This is a genomic window from Actinacidiphila bryophytorum (assembly GCF_016916835.1).
Classification (GTDB): Bacteria; Actinomycetota; Actinomycetes; order Streptomycetales; family Streptomycetaceae; genus Actinacidiphila; species Actinacidiphila bryophytorum.
Map to the genome: position 1 here is coordinate 31,946 of NZ_JAFFIX010000011.1, position 17,255 is coordinate 49,200.

Genomic DNA, 17,255 nt, shown 5'->3' on the forward strand with positions numbered 1-17,255 from the left:
CCAAGGACGTACCGATGCTTCGCAGACCCCTCGCCGCGCTCGTCGCGGCGCTCTCCCTCATCGGCGGCGCCGTCACCGTGGCCTCGGCCACGGCTGCCGCGTCCGGTTCGGGCGCGGCGGCGCCCGCCGCCGTCTCGGACACCTACAGCTGGAAGAACGTGCAGATCGAGGGCGGCGGCTTCGTCCCCGGCATCGTCTTCAACCAGTCGGAGAAGAACCTCGCCTACGCCCGTACCGACATCGGCGGCGCCTACCGCTGGAACGAGTCGACCAAGTCGTGGATACCGCTGCTGGACTCGGCGGGCTGGACCGACTGGAACAAGAACGGCGTGGTGAGCCTGGCCACCGACGCGCTGGCGCCTGACAAGGTGTACGCGGCGGTCGGGATGTACACCAACTCCTGGGACCCGAACAACGGTTCCATCCTGCGGTCCTCCGACCGCGGTGCGACCTGGTCGGCGACGACGCTGCCGTTCAAGCTGGGCGGCAACATGCCGGGCCGCGGCATGGGCGAACGGCTGGCCATCGACCCGAACAAGGACAGCGTCCTGTATTTCGCCGCGCCCAGCGGCAACGGCCTGTGGCGCAGCACGGACTCGGGCGTGACCTGGGCGAAGGTCACCTCCTTCCCCAACGTGGGCAACTACGTCGCGGACCCCTCCGACAGCACCGGCTACCAGAGCGACAACCAGGGCGACGTGTGGGTGACGTTCGACCCGCGCAGCGGCACCAAGGGCTCGACCACGCAGACGATCTACGTGGGCGTGGCGGACAAGGCCAACACCGTCTACCGCTCGACCGACGGCGGCGCCACCTGGTCGAGGCTGGCCGGCCAGCCCACCGGCTACATCGCGCACAAGGGCGTACTGGACGCGGTCAACGGCTACCTCTACATCGCCACCAGCGACACCGGCGGGCCGTACGACGGCGCGAAGGGCCAGGTCTGGCGGTACGCCACCGCGACCGGCACGTGGACCAACATCAGCCCGATGTCGGACGCGGACACCTACTTCGGCTACAGCGGCCTGACGGTGGACCGGCAGCACCCGGGCACGGTGATGGTCACCGGGTACAGCTCCTGGTGGGCGGACACGCAGGTCTTCCGCAGCACCGACAGCGGGGCGACCTGGACGCGGGCCTGGGACACCCCCAGCTACCCGACCCGCAGCGACCGCTACACGATGGACGTGTCCGCGTCCCCGTGGCTGAGCTGGGGTGCGAACCCGGCGCCGCCGGAGGAGACGCCCAAGCTCGGCTGGATGACGGAGTCACTGGAGATCGACCCGTTCAACTCCAACCGCATGTGGTACGGGACCGGTGCCACCCTCTACGGCACCGACAACCTCACCAACTGGGACACCGGCGCGAAGTTCACCGTCAAGCCGAACGCCAAGGGCCTTGAGGAGACCTCGGTCCAGGACCTGATCAGCCCGCCCACCGGCGCCCCGCTGATCAGCGCGCTCGGCGACATCGGCGGCTTCCGGCACACCGACCTGGACACCGTGCCGTCGATGATGTTCACCCAGCCGAACTTCACCACGACCACCAGCCTGGACTTCGCCGCCGCCAACCCGAGCGTCATGGTCAGGGTCGGCAACGAGGACACCGGCGCGCATGTGGCCTTCTCCACCGACGACGGCGCCAACTGGTTCGCGGGCACCGACCCGTCGGGCGCCACCGGCGGTACGGTCGCGGCGGCGGCCGACGGCAGCGGGTTCGTGTGGAGCACCGCGGGCGTGGGCGTGCAGCACACGACCGGCTTCGGCAACTCCTGGTCCGCCGCCAGCGGCCTGCCGACCGGGGCGGCGATCGGCTCTGACCGGGTCAACCCGAAGAAGTTCTACGGCCTGTACGCCGGGAAGTTCTACGTGAGCACCGACGGCGGCGCGAGCTTCACCGCCACCGCGGCCACCGGGCTGCCGAACGACAGCGGGAAGCTCAAGGCGCTGCCCGGCGCCGAGGGCGACGTGTGGGTCGTGGGAGGCAGCGGCAGCACGTACGGGATGTGGCACTCCACCAACTCGGGTGCGTCCTTCACCAAGCTGTCGAACGTGCAGGAGGCCGACACCATCGGCTTCGGCAAGGCCGCTCCCGGCACGTCCTACCAGGCGCTGTACACCAGCGCGAAGATCGGCGGCATCCGCGGCATCTTCCGCTCGACCGACGCGGGCGCGAACTGGGTGCGGATCAACGACGACAAGCACCAGTACGGGGTGACCAACACCGCGATCACCGGCGACCCGCGGGTCTTCGGGCGGGTGTACGTGGCGACCAACGGCCGCGGCATCATCTACGGCGACACCTCGGACAGCACGGGCGGGACGACACCTCCGACCACTCCCCCCACCACACCGCCGACGACACCTCCGACCACTCCCCCGACGACGCCGCCCACCACGCCTCCGACCACTCCCCCGACCACGGGGCCGTCGACCGGGTCGTGCACGGTCGGCTACGCGATCACCAACCAGTGGCCCGGCGGCTTCCAGGTGGCCGTCACGATCAACAACACCGGCAGTTCCGCGGTGGCCGACTGGAAGCTCGGCTGGTCCTTCACCGCGGGTGAGACGATCAGCTCGCTGTGGAGCGCCGACTACACGCAGAGCGGGGCGGCCGTCTCGGTGACCGCGCCGAGCTGGGCGACCTCCATACCGGCGGGCGGCAACGCGAGCTTCGGCTTCGGCGGCGCCGTCACCGGGACCGCGGCGGTGCCAGGCGCGTTCACGCTGAACGGCACGGCCTGCACCAAGGTCTGAGCCCGGCCGCGGCCGGCCGCCTTCGACCAGGGGCACCGCGGGTGGGGACGGCACAGCGCCGGTCCCACCCGCGGCGCCCGCTCCGTACACCGGTAACGTCTGTCCGGTAAACGTGAAGCTGCGCGAAGGGCTGGTCGAGTGAGTGACATCGAGCGTGTCGGAGTGGTCGGCGCGGGCCAGATGGGTTCCGGGATCGCCGAGGTGTGCGCGAAGGCCGGGCTCGACGTCCGGGTCGCGGAGACCACGGGCGAGGCGCTGGAGCTGGGCCGGGCCAGGCTCACCGGGTCGCTCGACAAGGCGGCGGAGCGCGGCAAGATCACCGCCGGCCAGCGGGACGAGGCGCTCGGCCGGCTGAGCTTCACCACGGATCTGGGCGAGTTCGCCGACCGCGACCTGGTGATCGAGGCCGTGGTGGAGGACGAGCAGGTCAAGACGGACATCTTCCGGGTGCTGGACCAGGTGGTCACCCGCGAGGACGCGATCCTGGCGTCCAACACCTCCTCGATCCCGCTGGTCCGGCTGGCGGTGGCCACCTCCCGCCCGGACCATGTGCTGGGCATCCACTTCTTCAACCCGGCGCCCGTGCAGGCGCTGGTCGAGCTGATCCCGGCGCTGACCACCGGCAGTGACACCCTCAAGCGGGCGGAACACCTTGTCACGGAGGTGCTGGGCAAGCACGCGATCCGCGCGCAGGACCGCTCGGGCTTCGTGGTGAACGCGCTGCTGGTGCCGTATCTGCTGTCCGCGATCCGGATGTTCGAGTCCGGCATCGCGACCCGCGAGGACATCGACAACGGCATGGAGATGGGCTGTGCCCACCCGATGGGGCCGCTCAAGCTGTCCGACCTGATCGGCCTGGACACCGTCGCCGCCATCGCCGACTCGATGTATACCGAGTACAAGGAGCCGCTGTACGCGGCCCCGCCGATCCTGCAGCGGATGGTGGACGCCGGGCGCCTCGGCCGTAAGTCCGGCGCGGGCTTCTACCCGTACTGACCGTACTGACCGCTCCCCCGGCTGCGGTCAGCCGCCGGCGGTGTGGTCCTCGTAGGCCTTGATCACCGTGTCGGTGGGGCCGTCCATCAGCAGCTCGCCCTTCTCCAGCCACAGCACCCGGTCGCAGGTGTCGCGGATCGAGGTGTTGTTGTGGCTGACCAGGAAGACCGTGCCGGCCTCCTTGCGCAGCTCGCGGATGCGTTCCTCCGAGCGGCGCTGGAAGGCCCGGTCGCCGGTGGCCAGGGCCTCGTCGATCATCAGCACGTCGTGGTTCTTGGCCGCCGCGATGGAGAAGCGCAGCCGGGCGGCCATGCCCGAGGAGTAGGTGCGCATCGGCAGCGAGATGAAGTCGTCCTTCTCGTTGATGCCGGAGAAGTCCACGATGCCCTGGTAGCGCTCACGCACCTCCTCCTGCGTCATGCCCATCGCCAGGCCGCCCAGGACCACGTTGGTGGCCCCGGTCAGGTCGTTCATCAGCGCCGCGTTCACGCCCAGCAGGGACGGCTGGCCGTCGGTGTAGACCCGCCCGCGGTCCGGTGGGAGCAGGCCCGCGATGGCCTTGAGCAGGGTGGACTTGCCCGAGCCGTTGGAGCCGATGATGCCGATCGCCTCGCCGCGGTAGGCGGTGAAGCTCACCCCGCGCACCGCGTGCACGAGGGTCACGCTGGGCGAGCCCTGGCGCAGCAGCATGCGGCGCAGGGCGGCGGTGGCGCTGCCCTTGCCCGCGCCGGCCCCGTAGATCCGGTAGACGATGTGCAGGCCGTCGACCACGACGGTCGGCACTCCCGGCGGCCCCGCGGGCCGCGGTTCCGTCGCGGGGGCGGGTCCCGCCGCGGGCCCGGCCCGACCCGCCTGCCCTGCCCGTCGTGCCTGCCCTGCCTTGTCGGCCGGCCGCTCGGGCTGCGGCTGCTCTGCGGCCTCGCCTGCGGTCTGTTCAGCCACGTCCGTACTCCTCCTCGGACGACCAGAAGAAGGCGTATCCCGCGCACCCCGCCACACTCGCCCAGATCAGCGCGAGCGGCCACACGTGGGGCGGCAGCCGGCCGGCGGTGACGCTGTCGATCAGGGCGTAGCGCATCAGCGCGACGTAGACCTGCGCCGGGTTGGCGTCCAGCGCCAGCGCCACGGCGCGGGGGGCGTGCGCGGTGATCCGGGAGAGGTCGTAGAAGATCCCGGACACGTACATCCAGCTGCGGACCACGAAGGGCAGCAGCTGGGCGAAGTCGGTGGTGCGGGCGCCGATCCGGGCCACGGCCAGGGCCAGTCCCGCGGTGAAGACGGTCTGCAGCGCCAAGCGCGGGCACCGCGAGCAGCCAGCGTGCGGTGACCGGCACCCCGCTGGCCACGACGATCACGGCGAGCACGCCGAGCGAGAGCAGCAGCTGCTGCAACTGCGCGAGGGTGACCGCGAGCGGCAGCCCGGCGCGCGGGAAGTGCAGGGCTCTGACCAGCCCCATGTTGTCGGTCAGCGAGCGCGCACCGGCCAGCACCGCCGACTGGGTGAAGGTGAAGTCGAAGATCCCGGTACAGAGGAAGGGGATGTAGTCCGGCACACCGCGGCCCGAGCCGAGCAGGCTGCCGAAGACCAGGAAGTAGACCGCCGCGTTGAGCAGCGGTGTCCCGACCTGCCACAGCTGGCCGAGCCTGGCCTGGGTGTACGGGGTGCTGGCGCGTGCCGTGGCGAAGGCGCGGATGAAGTGCCGGCGGCTCCACAGCTGCCGGGTGTACTCGGCCAGCGGGGGCCGTGCGCCGCTGACGCCGAGCCCGTGGGCTGCGGCCAGGGCGGCGAGCGGGGTGGGTTCCGGCATGGGCTGTCTCCGGTGGCACTTACGTTGGAACGGGGCCGTATCGTCGTGACGACGTTACGACTCCTGACCGTCGGAACGCAACCGTTCCGACGCGATAGGCTCGACGTATGACCGCCGACTCCGCCCCGCCCCCGCCTGCGCCCGTACCCGCATCCGCGCCCCGCAGGCCCCCCGCCGGCGCCGCGGTCCTGCGCACCGAGGTCACCGAGGCGATCAGGGGTGCGGTCTTCGCCGAGCTGGCGGAGGTCGGCTACGCGCGGATGTCCATGGAGGGCATCGCCCGGCGGGCGGGCGTCGGCAAGGCCGCGGTCTACCGGCGGTGGCAGTCCAAACTGCCGCTCGTCCTCGACGTCGTGCCCGCGGTCACCGCACAGGGGCTGCCGGTGCCGGACACCGGGTCGCTGCGCGGGGACGTCACGGCACTGCTGGACGTCAGCGCCCGGGCGCTGCGCCACCCGGCGGTCGCGCAGATCCTCCCCGACCTGCTCGCCGAGGCCGCCCGCAGCCCGCAACTGGCCCAGGCGCTGCACGGCGCCCTGCGGGACGCGCACGGCGGCATCGTCGCCGCCGTCCTCGCCCAGGCCGCCGCCCGCGGCGAGGTCCCGCCCGGCACACCCGCCGACCTCGCCGTCGACCTGCTGGCCGGCCCCCTCTACTGGCGCCAGGCCGTCCTGGGCGCGGCATACGGCCCCGCCGAACTCGACGGCCTCGCCTCGGCGGTCGTCGCCGCGCTCACCTCGGCGGAGCAGGCGGCGCCAGACGCCGGATGACCCGCCGGCCCACCCGTCCGGGTGGTCGTTCGCAGGCGGTCAGCAGTTGCGCACCGGGTGCCCCAGCCGGGGAGCCCGGGGCGGCTCAGGCAGCGCGGGCGGCGTGGTGAGGACCAGCAAGGCCATGTCGTCCGCACGGTGCCCGCCGGTGTGCAGCACGATCTCCGCGCGTAGCAGGGAGGCCACATCGGCGTCACGCACGCGGGTCGCCGCCAGCGCGGCCAGCGTGTCGGGCAGCGGGAAGAAGCGGCCGGTACGGTCGCGCGCGTCCGGGACGCCGTCGGTGTACAGCAGCAGCCCCTCCCCCGGTGCCAGCCGGCCCCGGCACACCGTGACGTCGGTGCGGACCGGGTCGAACAGCCCGAGCGGCGGCAGCGGCTCGCCCAGCGCCAACGGCGCCGTCCGCGGCCCCAGCCGATACGGCGGCGGGTGCCCGCAGTTGACCGCCTGCAAGGCGCCGTCCTCGGCCAGCTGCACCAGCTGGACGGTCGCGAACTCCTCGTCGTCCACGTCCTCCCCAGGGGTGCGCTCACTCAGGTGCCGGTGCATCGCGCCGTCGAGGCGGTGCACGACACCCGCCAGGTCCTGCTCGTGGTGCGCGGCCTCGCGGAAACTGCCCAGCAGCGCCGCGACCAGGCCGATCGCGGGCAGGCCGTGCCCGCGGGCATCCCCGATCAGGGCGCGCACGCCGTACGGGGTGGCCAGCACCTCGTAGAAGTCGCCGCCGATCCGGGCGCCGTGGCTGGCCGACAGGTACTCGCCGCTCACCTCCACACCGCCGACGGTGCGCGGCAGCGGGCGCAGCAGGACGTGCTGGGCCGCGGCTGCGATCTCCCGGGTTCTGGCCAGCTCCGCCGACAGGTGGCTGCGGTGGCCCGCGGTCCACATGCCCGCGGCTATCACGGCCAGGACCGCGCAAGCGGCTCCTGCCGCCGGGCCTGACATGCCGACGGAGTCGTCGGCGAGGTCCGTGCCGAGGGCTGCCAGGGCGAGCGTGCCGCTGGCGAGGACCGCGCGGCGGCGCGCGCCCGTCGCCGCGCTGAGCGCGGGGGTCACCGCAAGGGCGGGCAGCACGTCGGTGCCCTGGGGCACCTGCCAGGCCAGGATGCCCATGGCGGCGACCCAGGCCGCCGACAGCGGTGCCCAGGGTTTGCGGCGCAGGCCGCGGATGGTTCGCGTCAGGCTCATACGGCCGGCTCCCCCTTGCGGCTCTTCGCGTCCCCCGAATTCTCCCGGCCGCTCCGCCCCCGCGCCCCCTCCCTCCCCTCCACTCACCCGATCGAGGTACCCCCCGCCCCGGGCTGACTGCCCACGCGGTGCGCGGTGGCTGGCCGCGCAGTTCCCCGCGCCCCTGGGTGATTGCCACTTGCCGTGGCTCGCACCTCTCGGTGCGTGGGTGACCGGGCGCGCAGTTCCCCGCGCCCCTGGAAACGCTCACCCTCGCAGGCAGACGGCACCCCCTGAAAAACGCCCACCCTGCGCGAGGAGGGCACCACCCAGGGGCGCGGGGAACTGCGCGACAAGCCCCCACCGGGGCAAAGAAGCAACGCCGCCGCAAGTGGCACACACCAGGGGCGCGGGGAACTGCGCGACAAGGCGCCACCGGGGGAAAGAAGCAACGCCACGGCACGTGGCGAGCACCGGCGGGGTGCGGGGGGAGGGGGTGGTGGCCCCTCCCCCCGGGGGTCAGGCGCCGCGGAGGGTGGCGTGGGTACGGCCCGCCGCCGAGGCGACGGCCGAGTCCCGCGCCGCCGAGGCCTCCTCGGCGGTGAGCGTGCGGTCCGCCGCCCGGAAGCGCAGCGCATAGGCCAGGGACTTGCGGCCCTCGCCGATCTGCGGCCCGGTGAAGATGTCGAAGAGGCGTACCGATTCGAGCAGTTCGCCGGCCCCGGCGCGCAGCGCCGCCTCGACGTCGGCGGCGGGCACGTCCGCGTCGACCACGAGGGCGACGTCCTGCGTGGCGACAGGGAAGGTCGACACGCGCGGCCCTTCGGCGCGCGCACCGCCGGCCGCTTCGACCAGGTCGAGGTCGATCTCCATGGCGCAGGTCCGCTCGGGCACCCCGAAGGCCTTGGTGACCCGGGGGTGGAGTTCGCCGGCGTGGCCGACGACCTGCTCGCCTGCGGACAGGACCGCGCACCGCCCGGGGTGGAAGGGCGCGTACTGCCCGGCCCGTACGGTGAGGTCGACGCCCGCCTCGCGGGCGACGGTCCGTGCGGCCTCGACCGCGTCGGCCCAGCTCGCGGTGTGGCCCGCGCCCCACCAGCCGGGGAGTTCGCGCGCTCCGGCGAGCACCGCGCCGACCCGCCGGGGCTGGTCGGGCAGGGCGGCCTCCAGGGCGGCGATCTCCTCGTCGGTGGGCCGCCGGTCGACGGGCAGCCGCGGCGGGGCGGTCTGCTCGGCGGCGGGCAGGAAGACCAGGCCGGTCTCGAAGAGCGCCAGGTCGTGGGCGCCGCGGCCGCTGTTGCGGCGCAGGGTGCCGAGCAGCCCGGGCAGCAGGGTGGTGCGCAGCGCCGGCTCGGTGTCGTCGAGCGGGTTGGCGAGCCGCACCGTGCGGCGCCGCTCGTCGCCCTCGTCGAGGCCGAGCTGGTCGAAGGCCTCGGCGCCGACGAAGGGGTAGCTGGGCGCCTCGACGTATCCGGCGCCGGCCAGTGCGCGGCCGACGCGGCGGCGCAGCAGCTGGGACTCGGTCAGGCCGCGGCCGGCGGGCGGCTGCGGGAGGGTCGAGGGCAGGTTCTCGTAGCCTTCGAGCCTGATGACCTCTTCCGCCAGGTCGTTGGGGTACGACAGGTCGGGGCGCCAGGACGGCACGGTGACGGTCAGGTCGTCGCTGCCGGCGACGTCGCAGCCGATCTCCTGCAGGCGCCGTACGACGGTCTCCCGGCCGTATTCGGTGCCGGCGACCCGGTCGGGGTGGTCGGCGGGCATGGCGATGGTGCGCGGCCCTGCCGGGGAGGCGATCTCGGTGACGCCGGGCTCCGCGGTGCCGCCGGCGAGGCCGACGAGGAGGTCGACGGTGCGCTGGGCGGCGGCGGAGGTGGTGAGCGGGTCGGTGCCGCGCTCGAAGCGGCGGGAGGCCTCGGAGCCGAGCTTGTGCCTGCGCGAGGTGCGGGCGATCGGGATCGGCGCGAAGTGCGCGGCCTCGATGACGACGTCGGTGGAGCCGCCGTCGGTGATCTCGGTGTGGGCGCCGCCCATGACGCCGGCGAGCCCGATGGGTCCCTTGTCGTCGGTGATGACGAGGTCCTCGGCGTCCAGGACCCGCTCGGCGCCGTCGAGGGTGGTGAGCTTCTCGCCGGGCTGTGCGCGGCGCACCCCGATCGCGCCGGCGATGCGGGTGCGGTCGTAGGTGTGCAGCGGCTGGCCCAGTTCGAACATCACGTAGTTGGCGATGTCGACGGTGAGCGAGATCGGGCGCATGCCGACCTTCTGCAGCCGGCGCTGGAGCCAGATCGGCGAGGTCGCCTCGGGGTCGAGGCCGGTGACGGTGCGGGCGGTGAAGCGGTCGCAGCCTTCCGGGTCGGCGATCCGCACCGGGTAGCCCTCGCCGTTGTGCGCGGGCACGTCGAGCAGTGCGGGGTCGCGCAGCGGCACCCCGTAGGCGATGGCGGCCTCGCGGGCGATGCCGCGCAGCGACAGGCAGTAGCCGCGGTCGGGCGTGACGGCGATGTCGAGGACCTCGTCGACGAGTTCGAGCAGCCCGATCGCGTCGGCGCCGGGCTCGGAGCCGGGCGGCAGCACGATGATGCCGTCGTGGTCGTCGCCCATGCCCAGTTCGCGGGCGGAGCAGATCATGCCGTGCGAGGTGTGGCCGTAGGTCTTGCGGGCGGCGATCTGGAAGTCGCCGGGCAGCACACCGCCGGGCAGCACGACCACGACGAGGTCGCCGACGGCGAAGTTGCGGGCGCCGCAGACGATCTCCTGCGGCTCACCTGTGCTGTTGGCGTCGCCGACGTCGACGGTGCAGAAGCGGATGGGCTTCTTGAAGCCCTCCAGCTCCTCGATGGTCAGGACGCGGCCGACGACCAGCGGGCCCTTGAGGCCGGCGCCGAGCTGCTCGACGGTCTCGACCTCCAGGCCGGCGGAAATGAGCTTGGCCTGGACGTCGCGGCCGGTGACTCCGGCGGGCAGGTCGACGTACTCCCGCAGCCAAGAAAGCGGGACCCGCATCAGATCTCCATCCCGAACGGGAGGGTGAAGCGCACGTCACCCTCGACGATGTCTCGCATGTCCTCGACGTTGTGCCGGAACATCAGCATCCGCTCGATGCCGAAGCCGAACGCGAAGCCGCTGTACTTCTCCGGGTCGACACCGCAGGCGGTGAGCACCCGGGGGTTGACGACACCGCAGCCGCCCAGTTCGATCCAGCCCTCGGAGGAGCAGGTGCGGCAGGGGCGGTCGGGGTTGCCGACGGAGTCGCCGCGGCACACGTAGCAGAGCATGTCCATCTCTGCGGACGGCTCGGTGAAGGGGAAGTGGTTGGGCCGCAGCCGGGTCGTCATGCCCTCGCCGAACAGCGAGACCACCATGTGGTCGAGGGTGCCCTTGAGGTCGGCCATGGTCAGGCCCTCGTCCACGGCGAGCAGTTCGACCTGCGCGAAGACCGGGGTGTGGGTGGCGTCCAGCTCGTCGGAGCGGTAGACGCGGCCCGGCGCGATCACGTACACCGGCAGCTCGCGCTCCAGCAGGGCGCGGATCTGCACCGGCGAGGTGTGGGTGCGCAGCACGACGCCGGACTCGCCACTGCCGCCCCGGCCCTCGACGAAGAAGGTGTCCTGGGTCTCGCGGGCCGGGTGGTCGGGCGGGAAGTTCAGCGCGTCGAAGTTGAACCACTCGGCCTCGACCTCGGGGCCTTCCGCGACCTCGTAGCCCATGGCCGTGAAGATGTCCTCGATCCGCTCGGACAGCGTGGTGAGCGGGTGCCGGGCGCCGGCCGGGCGGCGGTCGTAGGGCAGGGTGACGTCGACGGCCTCCTCGACCAGCACCCGCGCGTCGCGCTCGGCCTCCAGTTCCGCCTGCCGGGCGGCCAGCGCCTGGTTGACCGCGCCGCGGGCCTGGCCCACCCGCTTGCCCGCCTCGGCCTTGGCCTGCGGCGGCAGAGCGCCGATCTCGCGGTTGGCGAGCGCCAGCGGCGAGCCGCCGCCGGTGTGCGCGGTCTTCACATGGGTGAGCGCTTCGAGGTCGCCGGCGGCCGCGATGGCGGCGAGTGCGTCGGTGCGCATCCGCTCGATCGCGTCGGGCTTGAGCGCCTCGACCTCGACAGGGTCGTACGACTTATTCGGTGCCGACATCTCTTCCCGTTCCGAAATGGATGATGTTGGGGGCGCCTCGCGTGCCGACCTTCCGGTGGAGGCTCTGCCCGACCGGACACATGCCAGGGCACGAGTCTACTGGCGCGAAAAGGGGGGGCTGTTTTTCGCCCGTCTAGGAGGGCTGACGCGCGAGCTTCCGGAGTGGTCGGCCGAGGAACGAGGCCGCCCGCGCAGGAAGGGGGCACCTCCCGCCGAAGGTAGGGGGAGAGCAGGAAGACCGACCAAGTACAAGCGCTTCCCGGTGGGTGGCCTCCGGCGGCGGTGCCGCTCAGGCCATGAACGCGGGTGCCCCGACGGGCAGCGTAAATCGGAACTCGGCGCCGCCGCCGGCGGCCCTGCCGACCGAGATGGTGCCGCCGTGCGCCTCGACGATGCCCTTGACGATGTAGAGGCCCAGGCCCGTGCCGCCGCGCTTGCTGCCCCGCCAGAAGCGGGTGAACACGCGGCTCATGGACTCCTCCGGGATGCCTGGACCCTCGTCGCTGACGGTGACCACTGTACCGGTGGACCACCGCTCGCCGACCATGTACGACGCGCCGGCGTAGGAGGGCGCCACTTCGATGGTGACAGTTCCCTCGCCGTGCCGCACCGCGTTTTCCAGCAGATTGCCAAGCACCTGGTCGATCTTGTCGGGGTCCGCCCACAGCTCGGGCAGCGGCTGCCCGACCCGTACGCCGAAGCGGTCCGGCGGCTGGCCTGCGGCGACGTGCGCGTCGACGTGCCGCTGGACGGCGGCGGCCAGGTCGACCGGCTGGCGGCGCACTTCGAGCCGCCCGGAGTCGATGCGGGAGATGTCGAGGAGTTCGGCGATCAGCCGGGTGACGCGGTTGGCGTCGGCGTCGACGGTCTCCAGCATCAGCTTCTTCTGGTCGTCGGTGAAGCGCTCCCATTTGGCCAGCAGCGTCGCGGTGAAGCCCTTGACGGAGGTCAGCGGGGAGCGCAGCTCGTGTGCGACGGTGGCGATCAGCTCGGCGTGGCTGCGTTCCGTGCGCCGCCTGGCGTCGGTGCCGCGCAGCGTGACCACCAGCCGGCGGACCGGGCCTGTGGGCCGCTCGCGCACGTAGCGGGCGGCGACCAGCACCTCGCGGCCGCCGGGCAGCAGCAGGTTGCGCTCGGGCTGGCCCGCCCTGATGGCCAGGCCGCCGTAGGGGTCGGTGAGCGGCCACCAGCGGCGGCCTTCCAGGTCCTCGAGCGGCAGCGCCTGGTCGACGGGCCGCCCCAGGACGTCCTGCGGGCGCAGTGCGGTGATCTTGGCGGCGGCGGCGTTGAAGCACACGACGCGCCCGGTGTGGTCGGCGACCAGCAGCCCGTCGGGCAGGTCGTCGGGGTGCAGGCCGTAGGCACCTGCGGCGCCCGGGTACGGGTCCGCCGCCTGGTCGTGTTCGGCCGCAGGCGGCTGCCGCGAGTCCGCGGGCAGGACCGTCAGGCCGTTGTGCGCGCCGTTCCTTCGCGCCGTGACACCCATGCGCGCCACCCCCCTTTCAGGGTCCCCCGGGCCGCCACCCTACTAGCTGGAGGTCACGCTGCGGCACCCTGCGGGCGCACGCTGCTCACGAGCGGATGCGTAGAGGCACACGGCGGCGGCCGTGGCGAGGTTGAGGCTCTCCGCACGCCCGTGGATGGGGACGCGCACCACCTCGTCGGCGAGCGCCCTGGTCTCCTCGGGCAGGCCCCAGGCCTCGTTGCCGAAGATCCAGGCGGTGGGCCCCTGCATGGTGCGCTCGTCCAGCTCAGCGTCCAGGTCGCGCTGCCCCGCCCCGTCGGCGGCCAGGACGCGTACGCCCGCGGCGCGCAGCCCGGCGACGGCGTCGGCGACCGGCACCCCGACCGCGACCGGCAGGTGGAAGAGGCTGCCGGCGGAGGCGCGTACCGCCTTGGGGTTGTACAGGTCGACCGAGGCGTCGGTGAGGACGACCGCGTCGGCGCCCGCCGCGTCCGCGCAGCGCAGCACGGTGCCTGCGTTGCCGGGGTCGCGGACGTGGGCCAGGACGGCGACCAGCCGGGGCCGGGAGCGCAGCACCTCGGCGAAGGGCGTGTCGAGGAAGCGGCACAGCCCGACGACGCCCTGCGGGGTGACGGTGTCGGAGATCTCCGCCATCACCTCGGGCGTGGCGGTCAGCACCGGCGCCCCGGCCTCCCGGGCCGCGGCGACCAGGTCGGCGTGCCGCTCGGCGGCCTCGGGCGTGGCGTACAGCTCGACCAGGGTGCGCCCGGCCGGTCCCCCGGGGTGCGCGACGGCCTCCCGTACGGCCTGCGGTCCCTCGGCGAGGAAGCGCCGCTCCTTGCCGCGGAAGCTGCGCCGGGCCAGCCGGTGCGCGGCGGTGACCCGCGCGGAACGCAGCGAGGTCAGTTCCGGTGTGGTGCCCATCGGGGTGCCTGCTCCTGGGTCGGTGCGCCCGCGGCCCTGCCGGGCAGCGGGGGACAGCGAAGGACCCGCGGGCGTCACGACCACCCGCGGGTCCTGAGAACCGCACTGCGCCTTGCGCGCAGCCTCACGCCGCCTTCGGGGCGTTCACATCCGCGGGCAGCGCCTTCTGCGCGACCTCGACCAGCGCCGCGAAGGCGTTTGCGTCGTTGACAGCAAGCTCGGCGAGGATCTTGCGGTCCACCTCGACGTTGGCGGCCTTCAGGCCCTGGATGAAGCGGTTGTAGGTGATGCCGTTGGCGCGGGCAGCGGCGTTGATGCGCTGGATCCACAGCTGACGGAAGTCGCCCTTGCGCTTCTTGCGGTCGTTGTAGTTGTAGACCAGGGAGTGGGTGACCTGCTCCTTGGCCTTGCGGTACAGGCGCGAACGCTGACCGCGGTAACCGCTGGCCTGCTCCAGGATCGCCCGGCGCTTCTTCTGGGCGTTGACTGCCCGCTTGACGCGTGCCACTTGATAACTCCTTCTAGGGGACCGCGGTAGGACTCACGCGGCCCGAAAGCGAATGGACTCCCGGCCCGGGACGGTGCGCCCCGGCGGGGGCACGGCCGTCACTTGCCGAGCAGCTTCTTGATCTTCTTGGCGTCGGGCTTGGCGACCTCGACCGTGCCGGTCAGGGCGCGGGTCTTGCTGGACGGCTTGTGCTCCAGCAGGTGGCGCTTGCCGGCGCGCTCGCGCAGCACCTTGCCGGAGCCGGTGATCTTGAAGCGCTTGCTCGCACCGCTGTGCGTCTTGTTCTTCGGCATGGCGCCGTAGTCTCCTCGTCGCTGGCCCTCCCGTCCGCCCGAAGGCGCACGGAGAGCGTCAGTTCTGCTTTACCCGACCCGGAGCCGGGCGCTCCGGGATGTTCTTCGTCTCAGCCGGCGTCGGCCGGGGCCTCGACCTGCGCGTCCGCGTCCGCATCGGCCGACGCGTCGCCCTGGCGGCTGCTCGCCTTGCGGGCGGCCTGCGCCTCACGGGCCTCGGCCATGGCCTCGGTCTTCTTCTTGTGCGGACCGAGGACCATGATCATGTTCCGGCCGTCCTGCTTCGGGTTCGACTCGATGAAGCCGAGGTCCTGGACGTCCTCCGCGAGGCGCTGCAGCAGCCGGTAGCCGAGCTCCGGCCGGGACTGCTCGCGTCCGCGGAACATGATCGTGATCTTGACCTTGTCGCCCTGCTTGAGGAACCGGACGACGTGACCCTTTTTGGTGTCGTAGTCGTGCGGGTCGATCTTCGGCCGGAGCTTCATCTCCTTGATGACCGTGTGCGCCTGGTTCTTGCGCGCCTCACGGGCCTTCATGGCCGACTCGTACTTGAACTTCCCGTAGTCCATGAGCTTGCACACGGGCGGACGTGCGTTCGCCGCTACCTCGACCAGGTCGAGGTCGTACTCCTGCGCAAGCTCCAGGGCCTTGGCAAGCGGCACGATGCCGACCTGCTCGCCGCTGGGACCGACAAGTCGCACCTCGGGAACGCGAATCCGGTCGTTGATGCGGGGCTCGGCGCTGATGGGGCCTCCTCGGTTGCACCACACGGCTGACTGGCCGACAGCCGTGCTCGGGTCTGCTGTCCTCCGACCGACCCGTACCCAAGGCGCAGAAAACGCCCCGTACGGGACACAGGCGGGGCTCCTCACAACCGGGAGCACCGCCGCGTTATTCCGCGGGGCGCATCGGACGGTGTCCACCGGCATGCTGCCGGTGCTCGCCGTCTGACCGGGACCCGTCGGCCTTGTGGCCGAGCAGGTGGGAGATCGGAGCCTCCACTTGGTGGTCGGACACACTGGTGCCCGACCGGTCGTTCACCCAGCATACCAGCGCAGGGCCGAGGGTCGTAATCGGCCGGACGGGGCATATCGTGTCGGGCATGAGCGACGCACCAGCCCCCGGCTTCGACGATATGACCCGCGACATCGCGGACGTGCCCGCGGTCGAGGTGATCACCACGGTGGCCGTGCACCTGATGAGCGCCGCCGCGGTGAACCTCGGCCTGGCCGAGGAGGGCGAGGCGCACAAGGACCTCGACGAGGCCCGCAAGCTCATCCAGGCGCTGGCCGGCCTGGTCACCGCGAGCGCCGGCGAGATCAGCACCTTCCACGCGGCGCCGCTGCGGGACGGGCTCAAGTCGCTGCAGCTGGCCTTCCGCGAGGCGTCGGTGGTCCCGGACGAGCCGGGCAAGGGCCCGGGCGAGAAGCTCACGGGACCCGTCTTCGGCTGACCGCCGGCTCATCCCGCCCCTTTGCCTGGTCGGTCCTCCTGCTCGGTCCCTGCGCGGGCGGCCTCGTACCTCGGCCGACCACTACGGGACCTCGGGCGTCAGCCCTCCTCTCCCGCAGCCCTGGCCGCCGTCTCGGCTTCTGCTGCCGCCGCCCTTGCCGCGCGGACCGCGGCCAGGGCCGGGTGGGTGACCTCGTGCGCCAGGGCGGCGAGAATCGCGCCGATCGGTGGGGCCACCAGGAAGAGCCACACCTGCGTCAGCGCCGGGCTGCCCGCGAAGAGCGCGGGGGCCAGGCTGCGGGCCGGGTTCACACCCGTGCCGGTGAGCGGGATGCCGATCAGGTGGACCACGGCGAGCGCCATGCCGATCGGCAGCCCGTCGAAGCCGACCACCGCGATCCGGTGGGTGACCGCGAGGACGACGAATACCAGCAGGAAGGTCAGGATCACCTCGGCCACGAAGGCGCCGAAGATGTTGATGCCGACCGCCGAGCGGTAGCCGTAGCCGTTGGTGCCGAAGGCGCCGTGCGTCTGCAGGCCCGGCACCTGTTTGGCGACCAGCAGCAGCAGCGCGGCGCCCACGATGGCGCCGAGGAACTGCGCGATCCAGTACTCGACGGCGGTACGCAGGGTGATCCGCCGCGCGAACAGCATCCCCAGGGTGACCGCCGGGTTGACATGGCTGCCGGAGATCGGGCCGACGGCGTAGGCGATGGCCAGCAGGACCAGGCCGAACGCGAGCGCGATGCCCAGAGTGCCGATGTACTCGCCGGAGAGCACGGCCGCGCCGACGGCGAAGAAGACCAGGGCCATGGTGCCCAGGAACTCGCAGACGAACGCCCGCTGGTCGTCGGGCGTCCGGTTCTCGGTGATCGTTCGCATGTCCATGCGGACCTCCACGACGGTGATCGCTGTGCCTGCTTTGGCATTGTCGGCTTTTCGGGTGAAACCCACATCTCGGACGAAAGCCGTCTGCCATGCCACAAGAGCGC

Annotated in this window: 14 protein-coding genes and 1 pseudogene; 4 read left to right on the forward strand and 11 right to left on the reverse strand. The window is 72.4% G+C overall.

Features of this window, described 5'->3' with window-relative positions:
• Positions 1-14: 14 nt before the first annotated feature.
• On the forward strand, positions 15-2,756 hold the full coding sequence (locus JT723_RS17855; protein ID WP_205045666.1) for a cellulose-binding domain-containing protein: 2,742 nt from the start codon (positions 15-17) through the stop codon (positions 2,754-2,756).
• A gap of 138 nt (positions 2,757-2,894) precedes the next feature.
• Positions 2,895-3,752 carry a 3-hydroxybutyryl-CoA dehydrogenase gene (locus tag JT723_RS17860; protein ID WP_205045667.1) on the forward strand — a complete coding sequence of 286 codons (858 nt, stop codon included), beginning with the start codon at positions 2,895-2,897 and terminating at the stop codon, positions 3,750-3,752.
• 27 nt (positions 3,753-3,779) lie between these two features.
• Here JT723_RS17860 and JT723_RS17865 read toward each other — a convergent pair whose 3' ends face one another.
• The gene (locus JT723_RS17865; RefSeq protein ID WP_205045838.1) at positions 3,780-4,535 is read right to left on the reverse strand and encodes an ABC transporter ATP-binding protein; all 756 of its coding nucleotides are present in this window, start codon (positions 4,533-4,535) and stop codon (positions 3,780-3,782) included.
• A 151-nt stretch (positions 4,536-4,686) separates the two neighbouring features.
• Positions 4,687-5,560: pseudogene (locus JT723_RS17870) on the reverse strand (ABC transporter permease).
• A gap of 107 nt (positions 5,561-5,667) precedes the next feature.
• Between JT723_RS17870 and JT723_RS17875 the strand changes: the two are divergent.
• Entirely contained in the window at positions 5,668-6,330 is a 663-nt protein-coding gene (locus tag JT723_RS17875; RefSeq protein WP_205045668.1) for a TetR/AcrR family transcriptional regulator, read from the forward strand.
• Positions 6,331-6,369: 39 nt separating this feature from the next.
• On the opposite strand, the gene JT723_RS17880 is transcribed toward JT723_RS17875, so the two are convergent.
• The 8 genes from JT723_RS17880 to infC all read right to left on the reverse strand — a co-directional run bounded on the left by JT723_RS17880 (position 6,370) and on the right by infC (position 15,581).
• Positions 6,370-7,518, reverse strand: coding sequence for a PP2C family protein-serine/threonine phosphatase (locus tag JT723_RS17880; protein WP_205045669.1), 1,149 nt, complete (start codon positions 7,516-7,518; stop codon positions 6,370-6,372).
• Positions 7,519-8,016: 498 nt separating this feature from the next.
• A complete protein-coding gene (gene pheT / locus JT723_RS17885) occupies positions 8,017-10,500 on the reverse strand; it encodes a phenylalanine--tRNA ligase subunit beta (protein WP_205045670.1) in 2,484 nt (827 codons plus the stop codon).
• Positions 10,500-11,621 (reverse strand): phenylalanine--tRNA ligase subunit alpha, encoded by a 1,122-nt coding sequence (gene pheS, locus JT723_RS17890; RefSeq protein ID WP_205045671.1) that lies wholly within the window; start codon positions 11,619-11,621, stop codon positions 10,500-10,502. The genes pheT and pheS overlap by 1 nt, the downstream gene beginning before the upstream one ends.
• A 289-nt stretch (positions 11,622-11,910) precedes the next feature.
• Positions 11,911-13,107 (reverse strand): sensor histidine kinase, encoded by a 1,197-nt coding sequence (locus JT723_RS17895; protein ID WP_205045672.1) that lies wholly within the window; start codon positions 13,105-13,107, stop codon positions 11,911-11,913.
• A 42-nt stretch (positions 13,108-13,149) separates the two neighbouring features.
• The gene (locus tag JT723_RS17900) at positions 13,150-14,010 is read right to left on the reverse strand and encodes a TrmH family RNA methyltransferase (RefSeq protein ID WP_205045673.1); all 861 of its coding nucleotides are present in this window, start codon (positions 14,008-14,010) and stop codon (positions 13,150-13,152) included.
• 124 nt (positions 14,011-14,134) lie between these two features.
• Positions 14,135-14,518, reverse strand: a complete 384-nt coding sequence (gene rplT / locus JT723_RS17905; protein ID WP_033178180.1) for a 50S ribosomal protein L20 — start codon at positions 14,516-14,518, stop codon at positions 14,135-14,137.
• 98 nt (positions 14,519-14,616) lie between these two features.
• Entirely contained in the window at positions 14,617-14,811 is a 195-nt protein-coding gene (gene rpmI, locus JT723_RS17910; protein ID WP_033178181.1) for a 50S ribosomal protein L35, read from the reverse strand.
• 110 nt (positions 14,812-14,921) lie between these two features.
• A complete protein-coding gene (infC, locus tag JT723_RS17915) occupies positions 14,922-15,581 on the reverse strand; it encodes a translation initiation factor IF-3 (RefSeq protein WP_205045674.1) in 660 nt (219 codons plus the stop codon).
• 332 nt (positions 15,582-15,913) lie between these two features.
• Between infC and JT723_RS17920 the strand changes: the two genes are divergently transcribed.
• A complete protein-coding gene (locus JT723_RS17920) occupies positions 15,914-16,264 on the forward strand; it encodes a DUF1844 domain-containing protein (RefSeq protein ID WP_205045675.1) in 351 nt (116 codons plus the stop codon).
• A 98-nt stretch (positions 16,265-16,362) separates the two neighbouring features.
• On the opposite strand, the gene JT723_RS17925 is transcribed toward JT723_RS17920, so the two are convergent.
• The gene (locus tag JT723_RS17925) at positions 16,363-17,145 is read right to left on the reverse strand and encodes an MIP family channel protein (protein WP_205045839.1); all 783 of its coding nucleotides are present in this window, start codon (positions 17,143-17,145) and stop codon (positions 16,363-16,365) included.
• Positions 17,146-17,255 lie beyond the last annotated feature (110 nt).